Annotated in this window: 11 protein-coding genes; 7 read left to right on the top strand and 4 right to left on the bottom strand. The window is 64.4% G+C overall.

The genetic code is table 11. The features are described from left to right. Positions 1-12: 12 nt before the first annotated feature. A complete protein-coding gene (mgtE, locus tag QZ656_RS15720) occupies positions 13-1,401 on the bottom strand; it encodes a magnesium transporter (protein ID WP_291994280.1) in 1,389 nt (462 codons plus the stop codon). Between the two features lie 210 nt (positions 1,402-1,611). Between mgtE and prfB the strand changes: the two genes are divergently transcribed. From prfB to mnmC, 4 genes are all read left to right on the top strand, one after another. Further along, positions 1,612-2,716, top strand: a protein-coding gene (gene prfB, locus QZ656_RS15715; protein WP_291994279.1) for a peptide chain release factor 2 whose coding sequence is annotated in 2 segments (ribosomal slippage) — positions 1,612-1,692 and positions 1,694-2,716 — 1,104 coding nt in all. Because the reading frame shifts where the segments join, the coding sequence is not laid out codon by codon here. A gap of 3 nt (positions 2,717-2,719) precedes the next feature. Next, on the top strand, positions 2,720-3,205 hold the full coding sequence (locus QZ656_RS15710) for an Ivy family c-type lysozyme inhibitor (RefSeq protein WP_291994278.1): 486 nt from the start codon (positions 2,720-2,722) through the stop codon (positions 3,203-3,205). Positions 3,206-3,224: 19 nt separating this feature from the next. Then, positions 3,225-4,739, top strand: coding sequence for a lysine--tRNA ligase (gene lysS, locus QZ656_RS15705; protein WP_291994277.1), 1,515 nt, complete (start codon positions 3,225-3,227; stop codon positions 4,737-4,739). A gap of 26 nt (positions 4,740-4,765) precedes the next feature. Further along, on the top strand, positions 4,766-6,028 hold the full coding sequence (mnmC, locus tag QZ656_RS15700; RefSeq protein ID WP_291994276.1) for an FAD-dependent 5-carboxymethylaminomethyl-2-thiouridine(34) oxidoreductase MnmC: 1,263 nt from the start codon (positions 4,766-4,768) through the stop codon (positions 6,026-6,028). A gap of 38 nt (positions 6,029-6,066) precedes the next feature. On the opposite strand, the gene QZ656_RS15695 is transcribed toward mnmC, so the two are convergent. Then, positions 6,067-7,614: a DUF1254 domain-containing protein gene (locus QZ656_RS15695; RefSeq protein WP_291994275.1), complete on the bottom strand. Its 1,548-nt coding sequence runs from the start codon at positions 7,612-7,614 to the stop codon at positions 6,067-6,069. Positions 7,615-7,899: 285 nt separating this feature from the next. After that, complete coding sequence (locus QZ656_RS15690; protein ID WP_291994274.1) at positions 7,900-10,479, bottom strand: arylsulfatase; 2,580 nt, start codon at positions 10,477-10,479, stop codon at positions 7,900-7,902. A gap of 163 nt (positions 10,480-10,642) precedes the next feature. Here QZ656_RS15690 and QZ656_RS15685 point away from each other — a divergent pair, with 163 nt between their 5' ends. The 3 genes from QZ656_RS15685 (at position 10,643) to QZ656_RS15675 (ending at position 14,528) form a co-directional block, all read left to right on the top strand. Continuing rightward, positions 10,643-11,695 (top strand): AraC family transcriptional regulator, encoded by a 1,053-nt coding sequence (locus QZ656_RS15685; protein WP_291994273.1) that lies wholly within the window; start codon positions 10,643-10,645, stop codon positions 11,693-11,695. 514 nt (positions 11,696-12,209) lie between these two features. Further along, positions 12,210-13,493 carry an aminotransferase class I/II-fold pyridoxal phosphate-dependent enzyme gene (locus QZ656_RS15680; RefSeq protein ID WP_291994272.1) on the top strand — a complete coding sequence of 428 codons (1,284 nt, stop codon included), beginning with the start codon at positions 12,210-12,212 and terminating at the stop codon, positions 13,491-13,493. A gap of 123 nt (positions 13,494-13,616) precedes the next feature. Continuing rightward, a complete protein-coding gene (locus QZ656_RS15675) occupies positions 13,617-14,528 on the top strand; it encodes a diguanylate cyclase (RefSeq protein WP_291994271.1) in 912 nt (303 codons plus the stop codon). A 24-nt stretch (positions 14,529-14,552) separates the two neighbouring features. Here QZ656_RS15675 and zapE read toward each other — a convergent pair whose 3' ends face one another. Further along, a complete protein-coding gene (gene zapE / locus QZ656_RS15670) occupies positions 14,553-15,665 on the bottom strand; it encodes a cell division protein ZapE (protein WP_291994270.1) in 1,113 nt (370 codons plus the stop codon). Between the last annotated feature and the right edge of the window lie 34 nt (positions 15,666-15,699).

Here is a 15,699-nt window from a genome sequence, read left to right as displayed (position 1 = left end):
GCACGCGCTCGCTCACAGCTCGTAGATCCAGCTGGCGATCACGAAGTAGTTGAGGACGCCAAAGATGTCGATAGCGGTGGTCACGAAGGGGCCGGTGGCGACGGCCGGGTCGACCTTCAGCCGTTCAAAGATCATCGGCAGGAGAACTGCCAGCAAGGCCGCACCGGTCATATTGACCAGGATCGTCAGGCCGACGACCTCGCCGAGCGCCAGGCTATCGTGCATCAGGTAACCGTAGAGTGCCAGGATGACCCCGTAGAAGCTGCCCAGCAACAAGCCCACACGCAACTCCTTGAGCACCAGCGGCACGGTGTCGCGGACGTCGATCGCGCCGGTCGCCAGGCCGCGCACGGCGACCGTCGCCGACTGTACGCCGACGTTGCCGGCCATTCCCATGACCACCGGCAGGAAGGCTCCGAGCACCAGAACCTCGGCGAGTATCGCTTCGTAGCGCCCGATCACAGCGGTCGCCGCGAGACCGCCGACGAACGCGGCCAGCAGCCAGGGCAGGCGAATCTTGGCAATCTTGAACGCCGACTGGGTGAGCGTCTCCGACTCGTCGGTACCCGCCATCTTGAGGATGTCGCGGGTCGTTTCTTCTTCGATGACGTCGATGACGTCGTCGACAGTGATCATGCCGACCAGCACGTTCTCGTCGTCGACCACCGGAATGGCCAACAGACGATATTTGTCGACCAGCATCGCCACGGTCGTCTGGTCATCATCGGTGGTCACCTTCATGACGCGCCGGTTCATGATCTTGTTCAGCGACGTCTCGGGACTGCTCAGCAGCAGTTGCCGCAGCGACACGACGCCTGCCAACCGTCCGCCCTCTTCGGTCAGGTACAGGTAGAAGACCATCTCGACGTCGTCGTGGCTGCGGATATTCTCGATGGCTTCTTCTACCGTCAGCGTGTGCGGCAGCGAGAAAATATCGCTAGTCATGATGCCACCGGCACTGTCCGGTGCGTACTGCAACAGGCTCTCGACCTCGTCCTTGCTGTCGCGTCCGAGCAAGGCCATCAGTTGCTCGCGCTGATCGTCCGGCAGTTCGCCGATGAGGTCGGCGAGGTCGTCCGGCGGCACGTGCGCCAACACGCCGGCCAGCTTTTCAACCTTCGACTCGGTCAACACCTGCCGCCGCAAGTCGCGCGGCAACTGGCTGAAAACCTCGGCCGCCGACTCGCTGTCGGCAATCGCCGTGAAGATGTCGACGACATGCGACGGGGGTAAATCATCGAGAACCGAGGCCAAATCCGCCGGATGGATCTTGGAAAGCATTTTCTGCAGCGACGCGCGGGCGTCGCGCACGTAGAGTCGGTCGATTGTCTCGACCAAGCGCTTCTTCCTGGTATCGTACACGGCTGCCGCGGTGGGCTTGCTCTCGATGCTGATTTGCATATTTGGTCCCCTTCCAACGCGGCAGTGTACCCGCAGCGACGCGGTCAGTCCATTGTTTTGCTTAGTGTTAACGCGCTGTTGCCGGCAAGCCTATGAAGCCTGGCGCAAGTTGCCACGCAGCCGTGTCGATCGTACGCAATCGCATAGTCAGGCGACCGGCAGCGACGAGCGTATATAATGGCCGGCTCGATCCTCAAGATAGACAAAACCATGGAAGCCGAACAACTCAACATCATCGAAAACCGCCTCGACGACCTCGGCCAACGCGCCACCGAACTGCGGAGGTATCTTTGACTACGATCAGAAATCTGATCAGTTAAAGGCCGTTTCGCTCGAACTCGAAGATCCGAAGGTCTGGGACGACGCCGAGCGGGCGCAAGCGCTTGGCCGCGAGAAGAGATCGCTGGAAAACGTCGTGCTGACGCTGGACCGCGTTGGCGACGGCCTGCGCGACGGCGGCGAGCTGTTCGCCATGGCCCGCGACGAAGACGACGACGAGACGCTGACTGCCATCACCGCCGATATCGACGCGATGGAAAAAGAGGTCTCGGCGCTTGAGTTCCGCCGCATGTTCAACAACCCCGCCGACCCGTTGAACTGCTTTGTCGACATCCAGGCCGGCGCCGGCGGCACCGAAGCACAGGACTGGGCGGCAATGCTGCTGCGCATGTACGTGCGTTACGGCGAGCGCAAGGGCTACGCGGTCGAAGTGCTCGAGGAGTCCGAGGGTGAAGTCGCCGGCATCAAGACGGCGAGTATCAAGCTCGCCGGCGATTACGCGTACGGCATGCTTCGCTCGGAAACCGGAATTCATCGCCTGGTCCGCAAGTCACCTTTCGACTCGAACGCCCGCCGCCACACCAGCTTCTGTTCGGTAACCGCTTACCCCGAAATCGACGACTCGTTCGAGGTCGACATCAACCCGTCTGATCTGCGCATCGACACCTACCGGGCGTCCGGCGCCGGTGGCCAGCACATCAACAAGACCGACTCGGCGGTACGCATCACACACCTGCCGACCAACATCGTCGTCCAGTGCCAGAACGACCGCTCGCAGCACCGCAACCGCGCCGAAGCGATGGCGATGTTGAAGTCGCGCATCTACGAAGCCGAAATGCGCAACCGCCAGGCCGAGCAACAGAAACTCGAAGACGCCAAGTCCGACATCGGCTGGGGCCACCAGATCCGCTCCTACGTCCTCGACCAGTCACGGATCAAGGACTTGCGCACCAACGTCGAAGTCGGCAATACGCAGGGCGTGCTCGACGGCGACCTCGACCAGTTCATCGAAGCCAGCTTGAAGCAAGGGGTATAAGTCGTGAAAAAGCTGCTTTGCTGTATCGCCCTGGCGAGCGCGCTGAGCGCGCCGGCCTTCGCCGCATCGCTGGACCACTACGTCGGCCGGCAACCCGAGGCGCTACTCAAGTCGCAGCCCGAATTCGCCAAGGCCTACCGCAGCGCCACCAAGGGAGTCGAGCTGCCGGCGTGGAGCAAGCGGCTGGCGGCCGGCAAGTTGGCCGAGATTGTCGTCATCGACGCCAGGCGCTACATCCTGACGTCGGCGTGCAGTTCCCGGGCTTGCCTAGACGAACGCCTCTATGTTCTCTTCGACCCGCAAACCAATCTCGCCTGCGGCCTCTTCTACCTGCCACCCGCGAGCGACGACCCCGGCGACGCGCGTACCGCGTTTTCGCGCTGGTACGGACTGCCAGCCGACAAGGCGGCCGCCAAAGCAATCGCCACCTTCCTGCTCGAGCGCGCGGCCAACGACACGCCGAGCCCGGCAGACCCGCCAAAAACCTGATCACCAGATAGCAATCATCATGCCCCACACCGATACTCCCCAGGACGCGTCGCCACAGCACGACGAGAACCGCATCATCGCCGAACGTCGTGGCAAGCTCGCCGAATGGCGGCAGACCGGCAGCGCCTACCCGAACGACTTTGCACGCGAAAACACCGCCGGCCAACTCAACGAGCTGTACGAGCCGAAAAGCCGCGAAGAGCTCGCCGCACTGCCGGTCGAGGTGCGCGTGGCCGGCCGGATCATGCTCAAGCGGGTGATGGGCAAGGCGTCGTTCATCACCCTGCAAGACCTTTCGGGAAGGATCCAGGCCTACATCAGCCGCGACCAGATCGGCGAGGAAGCCTACGCGGCGTTCAAGCGCTGGGACATGGGCGACATGGTCGGTGCCGTCGGCACGCTGTTCCGCACGCGCACCGGCGAACTGACCGTCGAGTGTTCGCAAGTGCGGCTGCTCGCCAAGTCGCTGCGGCCCTTGCCGGAAAAGTTCCACGGACTGACCGACCAGGAACAGAAGTACCGCATGCGCTACGTTGACCTGATCACCAACGAGCAGTCGCGCCTCACTTTCGCCGTGCGCAGCCGCATCGTCCAGTCGATCCGCGGCTACATGGTCGACGACGGTTTCCTTGAAGTCGAAACGCCGATGATGCACCCGATCCCCGGCGGCGCGTCGGCAAAGCCTTTCAAGACCCACCACAACGCGCTCGACATGGAGCTGTTCCTGCGTATCGCGCCCGAACTGTACCTCAAGCGACTGGTCGTCGGCGGCCTCGAAAAAGTCTTCGAGATCAACCGCAACTTCCGCAACGAAGGCATCAGCCCACGCCACAACCCCGAATTCACGATGATGGAGTTCTACGAGGCGTACTCCGAATACCGTCGCCTGATGAACTTCACCGAAGGACTGCTGCGCCACAGCGCGCGCCAGGCGCTGGGCAGCGAGGTTTTCGAATACCAGGGGCGCACGCTCGACTTCGCGAAGCCCTTTGCCCGGCTGACGATCATCGAAGCGATCCGTAGGGACCATCCCGAGTTCAGCGTCGAGCAACTCGGCGACGCCGCCTGGCTGCGCGACAAGTTGAGCGCGATGAAGGTCGAAACTGGCGCCACGGCGGGGCTCGGCACGCTGCAACTGCTGCTCTTCGAAGAGACCGCCGAGGCCGGACTGTGGGACCCGACTTTCATCATCGACTACCCGGCCGAGGTCAGCCCGCTGGCCCGGCGCAGCGACAGCAACCCGGAGATCGCCGAACGCTTCGAGCTGTTCATTGCCGGGCGCGAAATCGCCAACGGCTTCTCCGAGCTGAACGATCCGGAAGACCAGGCGGCGCGCTTTCTCGAACAGGCCAAGGCCAAGGACGCCGGCGACGAGGAGGCGATGTACTACGACGCCGATTACGTCCGCGCGCTCGAGTACGGCCTGCCGCCGACCGCCGGCTGCGGCATCGGTATCGACCGCCTGGTGATGCTGCTGACCGACTCGGCGAACATCCGCGACGTCATCCTTTTCCCGCAGATGCGGCCCGAGTAGGCCGGCCGCCGCGCGCCTGCCGGTCGATGAACCGCCACGCGATCGTCATCGGCGCTGGCCTGGCCGGCAGCAGCGCTGCCGAACGCCTGGCGGCGCGCGGCTGGACGATCGATCTGATCGACGCCGCCGACTCCCCCGGCCGCGGCGCTTCCGGCAATCTGGCCGGCGTCCTGCGGCCGCTGCCGTCGCTCGACGACAACCGCCTGGCGCGACTGACGCGCGCCGGCTTCGAACACGCCTGCCGGCATTTCGCGGCGCTGACCGCCAGCGGCCAAGCACTGCGCTGGGCGCCGACCGGCGTCCTCCATCTGGCGCGTGATGACCGCCACGCCGCGACGCAGCAGCTGGTCGTCGAGCGCCAGCAACCGGCGGCCGACGCGCTGCGCTTCGTGGACCGCGAGCCAGCCAGCCGGCTGGCTGGCTGGCCGGTCGCCAGCGGCGGTTGGTGGTTCCCCGGCGGCGGCTGGGTCGACCCGGCGTCGCTGTGCCGCGCCAACCTGGCGCAGCACGCCACCGCGATCCGCACGCACTACGCCACCGAGGTCGCGCAAATCGACCGCCCGGGCGATCTGTGGCGCGCCTGCGACGCCGCTGGCGCGCTGATTGCCGAGGCGCCGGTCCTGGTCGTCGCCAACGCCAGCGGCGCCAGACGCTTTGCCGTCACCGCGCACCTGCCCCTGCGTGCTGCCCGTGGCCAGGTTTCGCATCTCGGCGCCGCGGCGGCTTCGGCGCCCGCGATCGTCGTCTGCCGCCTCGGCTACGTGACGCCGGCGATCGACGGCGTGCGCTGCGTCGGCGCCACCTTCCGCATCGATGACGACGAAACTGCGCTGCGCGACACCGACCACGCCGAAAACCTGGCCAAGCTCGATTTCATCCTGCCGGGCTACGGCAGCGCGCTTGCTGCCAGCAAGCTCGACGGACGCGTCGGCTTCCGGCCGCTGTCGCCCGACCGCCTGCCGATGATCGGCGCCGTCGGCGACGCGTCGGCGATCGACGCCGACGCGCCAGCGCGGCCGCTTGCCGAAATGCCACGAGTGCCGGGTCTGTACGTGATCAACGGCTTTGGCGCCCGCGGCATCGTCTGGTCGGCGCTCGCCGGCGAACTTCTGGCGTGCCAGATCGCCGGCGAACCGTTACCGCTGGTCGACGAACTGGTGAGCGCCGTCGACCCCGGCCGCTTCCTGCTGCGCGGCAGAAGCCGCCGCGTACGCACTGGCGCAGAGCCATCGAAAAACGACGCCGCCGCCAAGGCGCCTGCGCCCACCAGCCGGGGCCAGCGCGACTAACGGCCGACGCTGGGCGGGTGGCGGACGGCGCGATCAGCTCATGGCTGCCGCTCGATCTCGCCGGGCCGCCAGGTCTTGGCGAACCACGGCTCGAGCGGGCCGTAGAGCCGCAGGATGGTGTTCCAGCTCCTGCCCGGCACGGTCTGAACCCAGTTGCTCTCCTTGCCGGCCGGCGCCGTCGGCCCGAAGAACACGTCTACCGAACCATCCGCATTGACCTGCAGGTCTTTCTTCTGGCTGCTGACACTCGGGAAACGCTGATCGGTCTGGATCATCGAGCGCGTCTGGTTGCTGTACAGGATCACCGACCAGAAGTCCTTCACCGGAATGTTCGGCGGCAGGCGCAGCGTGTAGTTCTGGCCGCCATCCAGAGCCTTGCCGTCCTTGTCGCGTCCGGTCCAGGCGTATTGCGAGCCCTTGCCGACCATCTTCATTTCCATCGCCGGGGTGACGCCAGTGGCCATGAAGAAGAAGAAGTTGGCGCCGTCGAGGTTGAGAACGCCCGGCTCGGTCTGGAAGCGGTAGCCACCGATGAAGGGCAGCTGCCAATGGCTGTCGGCGTAGTAGTAGGCGTCGCGGCCGCGACTGTGGAAGGCGTTGGCACGCGCCGTCGCGTCACCCATCGCGGCGGCTTCGGTGAGAATCTTGTGCATGCGCTCGTCGGGCGCGAAGGGTTTGCCCTTCTCGATGCCGATCGACTGAAAGAAGCCCAGGGTCACGGGATCGAGCGATTCGCTGGGTTCTTCCTGCACCACCTGGTTGAGCAGTTGCCAGTAGCCGAAGCCCGCCGTGCTGACCATGTTGAACGGTTTGCCAGACATGTCGACAAAGTTCACGGGTTTGGGCTTGGCCGCCTCGGCCAGCGGATAGATCCGGGTGTGCTTCTTGACCAGGTCGACGCCCGGCTTCGGATCACCGTCGACCAGGAAGCTGCGCCACGCCAGCCAGATGCTGTAGGTGCGCGGGCGCACCAACTGGTAGCCAGCAGGCAGCTTGCCCTGGTAGCCGGGCGGCACGAACAGATACTTGCCACCAGCGCCCTTGTCGGCGCCGGTGATTCCCAGGTCCACCACCCAGCGGTACCACATGTCGTCGACCAGACCCAGCACCTTGGGCGGCACCTCGACGACCAGCGGGCCACCCTTCAGGTCGAGCCAGAACCAGGTGTAGGGCGTGTTGTCGTTGGCGGTGAGTTCGACCGTCCGCGGATCGACCAACTGCTCCCAGATCGGCACGGTCTTGTTCACCGGGCCCATCGACACGATGGCAGCGCGGTTGGCCGCCTGGTTGACCGCCGGCAGCGCCAGCAGGTAAGCCTGTACGGCGCGCTGGAAGTCCAGGTTGTCGAACAGCTTCTCGGCCGACGCCTGGTCGGGGAAGCCGTCGAAGAAATTCAAGGTGCCCAAGCGGGTTTCCACCTTGTCGGGAGAGGCGACGCCCGGCGGCATCGGCGTCGAGAACTTCAGTTGCGGATCGGCCGGCGCACCGGTGAGCGCCTGCGCCAGCGTCACCTGCGGTGCGACTATCGCCAGGCCGGCTGCGAATATCAGGGCAAGTCGCTGCGCTTGGTACCTGCGTTGGTTCATGGGTGACTCCATTGCTGAATAGAGATTGGATAAACGCGGGGCAGCGCTTGGCGTTGCATGGCGCTCCTTGTCCCTACGGTGGCCGTCGGGGCATCAAGAACTGCCGAGTGCCCCCCTGGCGGAATGGCACTCGTGTTTTGCACCAGCGAAACGAGTCGGCCGTTCCCTCTGCTACGCGGGTCTACCGAGGTCCGGCCGGCAGCCGCGTCATGGCGGCTTGCCGGTCAGCGCGAATGCTGGTAGCGGCAACCGCCGACGCCGCACGGCGCCGGCAATCGCGACGGCTCACTCGCGGGCGGATTCCACTTTCTTCAGGGCTTCCTCGAACTTCTTGATGTCCTCGGGAGACAACTGCGGACGGTCCACCTTGATCGTCAGCTTGTTGAGCTTGGCGGTCAGCGGGAACGGCGGCTTGTAGTCCGCGTCGCTCACGCCGGTGATGGTGTCGGAGCCGATGTCGAAGCTCTCGTCCCATTGCAGAATGATGGGAATCGTCTTTTCCATCCTCTTGGTCGCGACCACCTTGCCATCTACCTTGAAGGTGGTATCCGCGGGTCGGCCGATTCCCGAGAAGTTGTTGTACGCCATCGTGCCCACACCGAGCCCGTCATACTTGGATTCGAACTCAATGGTGTGCTGACCGGGCGTGAGCGCTGTCGGACCCTCCCACTTGACGCGCTCCAGATCGAGCAGGTTCCACAAGAACACCGGCTTGCCCTTGAGCAGGTACATGCCGAAGCCGGCAAAGCGCCCGCCGGAAGTCACGATCATTCCCTCGGCACCGCCTTTGGGAACTGTGATGTCCGCCGTGATCGTGTAGGAGGTATCGAGCAGGTAGGGCGCATCGCCCTGCGGCAGACCGGTCATGGGTTGCGTGTAGACGTACTCGTTGCGGCCGGCGGTGAGGCTCGGACGTGCGGCTGCAACACGGGCGCCGACCGACGCATCCAGTGGCAAGACCTGATACTTCTTCGCTTCCTCCAGGAACAGGGCTCGCATTTCCTTGACCTTGTCCGGGTGCTGCGCGGCGATGTCTTCGGACTGGTTCCAGCTGGTGCTCAGGTCGTAGAGCTGGAAGACCTGATTGTTCAGCGGGTCCGGGTTGGCTGCGGAGAAAGCATCCCACGGCGCACGGTCAACCTTGGTGCTGAGCAACCATCCGTCTTTGTAGATCGCCCACTGGCCCATCATCTCGAAGTACTGGACGGTATGCCTGGAAGGCGCCTTGGCATTTGCCTTGTCGAAGGTGTACGCGTAGCTCGTGCCCTCGATCGGCTTTTGCTTGATGCCGTCCACGACTTCGGGTGCCTTGATGCCGGTGACCTCCAGGATCGTGGGCACATGGTCGATCACATGCATGAACTGATCACGCAGACCGCCCTTGTCCTTGATGCGCGCCGGCCACGACACCACCATGTTCTGGTTGGTGCCGCCGAACCGTGACGCATTCTGCTTGAACCAGTCGAAGGGCGTGTCGAAGGCCCAGGACCAACCGGCCGACATATGGTTGTAGGCCAGTTCGGTGCCCCACGCCTCGTAGAACTTCATCTGCACTTCTACGGGCGGTTTCACCCCGTTGAAGAAAGCGACCTCGCTGAACGTGCCTTCCGGCCCGCCTTCGGCGCTGGTGCCGTTGTCGCCGTTCTGGTAGATGATCAGCGTGTTGTCGAGCTTGCCGAGATCCTCGAAGTGCTGGATCACGCGACCGATCTCGTGGTCGCTGTAGGCAACATAGGCGGCGAAGACCTCAACCTGGCGGATGTAGAGCTTCTTCGCCTCGTCGCTCAGCTTGTCCCAAGGCGTCAGGACGTCGCTGGGCCAGGGTGTGAGCTTCAAACCCTTGGGAATCACGCCGAGCTTCTGCTGATTCTCGAAGATACGCTCGCGCAACTTCTCGTAGCCATCGTCGAAGAGGTGCATGGCGTGGATCTTGTCGACCCATTCCTTGGTCGGGTGGTGCGGCGCGTGATTGGCCCCAGGTGCGTACTTGATGAAGATTGGCTGGCCGGGATCAGTCTGGTGGATCCGGTCCATCCAGGCAATGGCGTCATCAGCCATCGCGGTGATCAGGTTCCAGGAGCTCTCCTTTCCGGTGACCGGCCAGACCTTCGCTTTCGGATCGGATCGATCCATCTTCAGAGTGCCCTCGTGACCGATCCACGGATAGATCTGCGTGGTGTTGCGGAACAGGTTCGGACCCCACTGGTTGGCGTCGCCGCCGACGAAGCCGTAGAAGTAGTCGAAACCCATGCCGGTCGGCCACTGGTTGAATGGCCCGGCCTGGCTGGCTTCGTAAGTCGGCGTGTTGTGGTCCTTGCCGAACCACGACGTCGCGTAGCCGTTGTCGCGCAGGATGCGGCCGATCGTCGCATTGTCCGCCCCGATGACGCTGTTGTAACCGGGGAATCCGGTGGCCTGCTCGGCGATCACGCCGAAGCCCACCGAGTGATGGTTACGCCCGGTGATCAGGGCGGCACGCGTCGGCGAGCACAGCGCGGTGGAGAACATGCGGCTGTAGCGCAGACCATTCGCCGCGATACTGTCCATTGTCGGCGTCGGGATAACGCCGCCGAAGGTGCTCGGAACGGCAAAGCCGGCGTCGTCGGTGAGGATCAGCAGGATGTTGGGCGCACTCTTGGGCGGCACGATGCGTGGTGCCCACCACTGCTTGGATTGAAGCGCGTCGTCCTTGATCACACCGCCGAATTTCGGCTGTGGCGCTGGAAGTTGTGTGCCGCTAATGGTGGTCGTGGCGCTGGGCGATCCCAGCGTTCCGGTGACCTGCTGCGCCGACGCCGGAACGGCGACCGGCAGAGTTGCGAATAAGAGGCATAGTGCCTTGGTCAAGCGACGAATCCTGGACATGATTTTCTCCCGAGTAGCTATACGGTATGGAATATACCAACTTTGCACGCCATGGCGGCTTGCAGTTCCGGACATTTTTTGCCCATACTGGTGCGCCGCGCCAACACCGGCCGCGGCGCACCAGAGCGGTGCACCAAAGTGTACTTATCGGAAGAACTCGCCAATGAAGAACCACCCCGGGTCAGAGGCGCCGCCGTCCGCTTCGCTGTCGACCAGCGGGCCAGGCGAGATTCGTGTCGGCCCGACACTGGCGATCCCGGCCGTCCTCGCCGAGTTGGGTGTCAGTCCGAACGATGCGTTTGCGTGGGCCGGCGTCGATCCAACGCTGTTCGACGATCCTGACAATCGTATCGGCATCGAAGCTCTCGGAGGCCTCCTGGCTGGCTGCGCGGCGCTCAGCGGCTGCGATCACTTCGGACTGCTCGTCGGCGAACGCTTCGAGCTACCGGAACTGGGGCCGCTCGGTGGTCTGCTGCGTCATTCGCCGACCGTTGGCGAGGCACTTCGTGGCCTGCTGCGGTTCTTCCACGTCCACGACCGCGGCGCGGCGCCGCTGCTGCTTGCTGCCGACCCCTCGTGCGTGATTCTCGGCTATTCGGTATTCCACCACGGTCTGCCCGGGCTCGCGCAGATTCAGGACGCCGCGATCAGCATTGGCTACCGCATCCTGGCCACTTTGTGCGGGCCGACCTGGAAGCCGTTGCGCGTCCAGTTTTCACGCAGTCAGGCGGGTGACAGCGCACCGTATCACCAGACATTCCACGCACCGGTCAGCTTCGACGCCAAAATATCGGGGCTGGTCTTCGCGTCGTCGTGGCTCGACAGAACCATCGAAGGCGCCGACGCGACGATCCACGACCGCTTGACCGAGGCGATTCGCGCCGCCGAAGCCAGGGGTCCGGCGAGCTTCGCCGCGCAGGTGGAACGTGCTCTGCCGCAAATGGTGCTGAGCGGCATGGTATCGGGCGAGGCGGTCGCCAGCACATTCGCGGTGCACGAGCGGACTCTTCGGCGGCGCCTGGAGGACGATGGAACGAACCTGCAGCAGCTCATCAAGCAGACCCGCTTCGAGCTGGCAAAGCAGCTCCTGCAGAATACCGAGCTGGCCGTGTCGGCGATCGCCACCGTTCTGGGCTATGACGATCCGAACGCCTTTTCGCGGGCGTTCAGGAACTGGGCACACGCCAGTCCGACGCAGTGGCGTGCGGCACGGTGACGGCGGCCGCCAGCGGCTATCGACCTTGATCCAGTGGCCATGAAAGCAGAAGTGGCGGGATGGGAAAGCACCGAGTCTTGCCTCCCGAGCGCCGAAGGGCCGGCAGGAAAAGCGACTTGCCGGTGCCCTGAATGCAGCACCGGCAAGCCCGGTGCCAGCGACCGGAACAACAGGCACGTTCCGGTGCGGCGCCCAGCCCTCCTCCATCCTCCTCCTTTGCTGTTGACTGGCATCGGCAGGAGCGCCCGACGCGCCTGATGGCCAACGGCCATCCCGTTCGCTATTTTTGTTCCGACGCGAAACGGGTGACTGGCGGGGTTTAAGCAATATTCATACCGTCGACGCAAGCATCTGCTTTATTGCCGCTTCCCATTCCGGCCAGGATGCGACTGTAAAATTTTCCGACACTAGACGGCGCTCGACGAGGCGATTGCTGGGCTCCGCCAGCGGCATTCTGTAGTGCTAAGATGCTGGCCAGCATAAGCACTGCGCAAACCACTCAGGGAGACACTGCATGAAGCTCGAAACGCTCGCCATACACGCCGGCTACAGCCCCGAAGCGACGACCAAGGCGGTCGCCGTACCGATCTACCAGACGACCTCGTATTCGTTCGACAGCACCCAGCACGGCGCCGATCTGTTCGACCTCAAGGTCGCCGGCAACATCTACACGCGGATCATGAATCCGACGCAGGACGTTCTCGAGAAGCGCGTTGCCGCGCTCGAGGGCGGCATCGGCGGGCTGGCCGTCGCCTCCGGACAGGCGGCGATCACCTACGCCATCCAGACCATTTCAGAAGCTGGCGACAACATTGTTTCGGCGTCTACGCTCTACGGTGGCACCTACAACCTCTTTGCCCACACGCTGCCGCAATACGGTCTCGAAGTGCGCTTCGCCGACTACGCCGATCCGGCCAGCTTCGAGAAGTTGATCGACGGCAAGACCAAGGCGCTCTATTGCGAATCGATCGGCAACCCGCTTGGCAACGTCACCGACTTCGAGCAACTCGCCGAGATCGCGCATCGCCACGGCATCCCGCTGATCGTCGACAACACCGTTCCCTCGCCCTACCTCTGCCGCCCGTTCGAGCATGGCGCCGACATCGTCGTACACTCGCTGACCAAGTACATCGGCGGCCACGGCAATTCGATCGGCGGCATCATCGTCGATAGCGGCCGCTTCCCGTGGGCCGAGCACAAGGAGCGTTTCAAGCGCCTCAACGAACCCGACGTCTCGTACCACGGCGTGGTGTATACCGAAGCGCTCGGCGCCGCCGCGTTCATCGGCCGCGCGCGCGTCGTGCCGCTGCGCAACATGGGTGCTGCGATCTCGCCATTCAACGCTTTCCTGATCCTGCAGGGCCTCGAGACGCTGCCGCTGCGCATGGACCGGATCTGCGCCAACACCGAAACGATCGCCGCCTACCTGCAGCAACACGCCAAGGTCGCCTGGGTCAACTACGCCGGCCTGCCCGATCATCGCGATCACGCGCTGGTGCAGAAATATATGCAGGGCAAGGCATCCGGCATTCTCACCTTCGGTGTCAAAGGCACCGACTGCAGCGGCGCCGAAGCCGGCGGCCGCTTCCAGGACGCGCTGCAGCTGTTCACCCGACTGGTCAATATCGGCGACAGCAAGTCGCTGGCCTGCCACCCGGCGTCGACCACGCACCGCCAGTTGGCCCCGGCGGAACTCGCCAAAGCCGGCGTTTCCGAAGAAATGATCCGCCTGTCGATCGGCATCGAGCACATCGACGACCTGATCGCCGATCTCGAGCAGGCACTGGCGGCCGCCTGACGACCGGGCTCGCTGCCGGACGGCGCCACCGGCAGCGGCCGATTCCGGCACGCGGGCCGGCGGGCGACTGGCGCAATTTTGGGGTAGGATGCAAACGTCGCCCCGTGAGTGCCCAGCCCGTCGATGACCGATAGCCCGGACCACCTGCCGCTCGTCGATTTTCGTGCCGATGACGACGAGATTGGACGTTATGCGCTGCTGCTCGATAGCCTGGGCATCGGCTTGCTGGTCTTCGCGGCTGACGATTCTTTACTGCAGCGCAACGCTCGGGCCGAAGTCCTGCTGGGCAACGCGACGGCCATCTGGGAAGAAGAAAACGGCCAGCCACTGGCCGCCGATGATCGCCTGGAAGCGCAGGTACGGCAGACTCGGCAAACCCTCCTGCAGCGGCCGATCGGCATTCGTCGCGGCGAGGGAGCACCACCGATCTGGTGTTCCGCCAGCGCTTTCCCGGTGTTCGCTGCCGACGGCAGCCTGCGGCGCGTGTTGCTGACGCTGGCCGACCTGAGCCGGCACAACTGGCTGGCCAACGAGACCCGCGAACTACCGACGCACGATCCGCTGACCGGCGTTTTCAGCGAGCGCTATATCGCGCTGCTGCTCGACGACGAGGGACGGCGCGCTCGTCGCTACGGGACGCCCTTCGCGCTGGCGCTGGTTGCCATCGACGACTTCCAGGAGTTCTGCCTGGCGCGCGGTGCGCAGGCCGGCGAAAGCGCGCTGGTCGACCTGGCCCGGCTGCTCGGCACGAGCCTGCGCGAATTCGACATGATCGGTCGTTTCGACGGCGACCAATTCCTGCTGATTCTGCCCAACGTCCGCGTCAATGACGCGCTTACCGGTCTCGAACGCCTGCGCGAGGTGGTCGAAACGACGCACGTCAGCGACCCGCTGGGGCCGCTGACGATCAGCGGCGGCGTCAGCGAATTCACCGGCGCCGATAGCGCGGCGCTGATCGACAGCGTCCGCTCGCTGCTTGCCGCAGCGCGCGAATCGGGGTGCAACCGGCTGTGCGTGAATCTCGACTTCTTCTAGTCGCAGGGCGCCCCTACGGCGCACTCACGACAGATGCGGCAGCCCCAGATACTCGCGCGAGCGCATCTCGGTGAGACGACTGGCGGTGCGGAAGAACTCGCTGGCCTGGGTGCCTTCGGTGTAGAGCTGATCGGGGCCGCAGTCGGCAGTAGCAATCAGCTTGACCTTGTGATCGTAGAAAATATCGACCAACCAGGTGAAACGCCTGGCCTCCGAGGCCATGCTGACCGACATCCGGGGAATCGCCGACATCAGCACCGTATGGTAGCCACGAGCCAGTTCGAGATAGTCGTTCTGCGAACGAGGCCCGCCGCAGAGCGACTTGAAGTCGAACCAGATGACCCCGTTACCGCGACGCCTGGTCGGGATCTGCCGTCCGAGAATCTCGACGCTGCCGCCAGCCGCGCCCTCGCCACCGGCCATCGCGCTGAAGTAATCGGCCATCTTCAGTTCGGCCGCGGCATCCGCGGGAAAGTGGAAAATCTCGACCTGCTCGAGCGTCCGCAGCCGGTAGTCGACGCCGGAATCGATCTCCAGCACGTCCATGCGCGACTTGATCGAGGCGATCGTCGGCAGAAAATTCTCGCGCTGCAAGCCGTTTGGATAGAGCCGGTCGGGCGGGTAGTTGGAAGTCATCACGAACACCACGCCTTTCTCGAACAGCGCTTCGAGCAGCCGGCCAAGGATCATCGCATCGGCGATATCGGAGACGTGGAACTCGTCGAAACACAGCAAGCGAACCTCGCTGGCGATGCTCTCGGCAACGCGCAGCAGCGGATCGCTCTCGCCCTTGAGCTGGTTCAGCTGGCGATGGACGCCATGCATGAAGGCGTGGAAGTGCACCCGCCGCTTGCGCCGATACGGCACGGCGTCGAAGAAACAGTCCATCAGGAAGCTCTTGCCACGCCCGACGCCACCCCAGAAATAGACGCCGCGCGGCACCGCGGGCGGTGAGAAGAAGCGCCGCAGCGTGCTGCCGCGCCCGACCTTGAACGACAGCAAGTCGTAGTACAGGCGCTGCAAGCGCTCAGCGGCCGCGCGCTGTGCGCTGTCGGCGGCGAAACCGCGCGACGCGAGCACCTGCTCGTAGGCGTCGAGCATGCCGCGCTCGGGGACTCTGAGAATTCGGTGAGGCATCGGCGTCTTTCCGGTGCGCGGAGACAACTCCTCG

The sequence above is a fragment of the Candidatus Accumulibacter sp. ACC003 genome (assembly GCF_907163085.1).
Taxonomy (GTDB): domain Bacteria; phylum Pseudomonadota; class Gammaproteobacteria; order Burkholderiales; family Rhodocyclaceae; genus Accumulibacter.
Note: the sequence above shows the minus strand (reverse complement) of the source record. Positions and strands in the feature narration are given on the sequence as shown.

Coding starts and splice junctions, on each gene's coding strand:
- mgtE (WP_291994280.1), bottom strand. CDS start 1,401: ATGCAAATCAGCATCGAGAGCAAGCCCACCGCGGCAGCCGTGTACGAT.
- lysS (WP_291994277.1), top strand. CDS start 3,225: ATGCCCCACACCGATACTCCCCAGGACGCGTCGCCACAGCACGACGAG.
- mnmC (WP_291994276.1), top strand. CDS start 4,766: ATGAACCGCCACGCGATCGTCATCGGCGCTGGCCTGGCCGGCAGCAGC.
- QZ656_RS15695 (WP_291994275.1), bottom strand. CDS start 7,614: ATGAACCAACGCAGGTACCAAGCGCAGCGACTTGCCCTGATATTCGCA.
- QZ656_RS15690 (WP_291994274.1), bottom strand. CDS start 10,479: ATGTCCAGGATTCGTCGCTTGACCAAGGCACTATGCCTCTTATTCGCA.
- QZ656_RS15685 (WP_291994273.1), top strand. CDS start 10,643: ATGAAGAACCACCCCGGGTCAGAGGCGCCGCCGTCCGCTTCGCTGTCG.
- QZ656_RS15680 (WP_291994272.1), top strand. CDS start 12,210: ATGAAGCTCGAAACGCTCGCCATACACGCCGGCTACAGCCCCGAAGCG.
- QZ656_RS15675 (WP_291994271.1), top strand. CDS start 13,617: ATGACCGATAGCCCGGACCACCTGCCGCTCGTCGATTTTCGTGCCGAT.
- zapE (WP_291994270.1), bottom strand. CDS start 15,665: ATGCCTCACCGAATTCTCAGAGTCCCCGAGCGCGGCATGCTCGACGCC.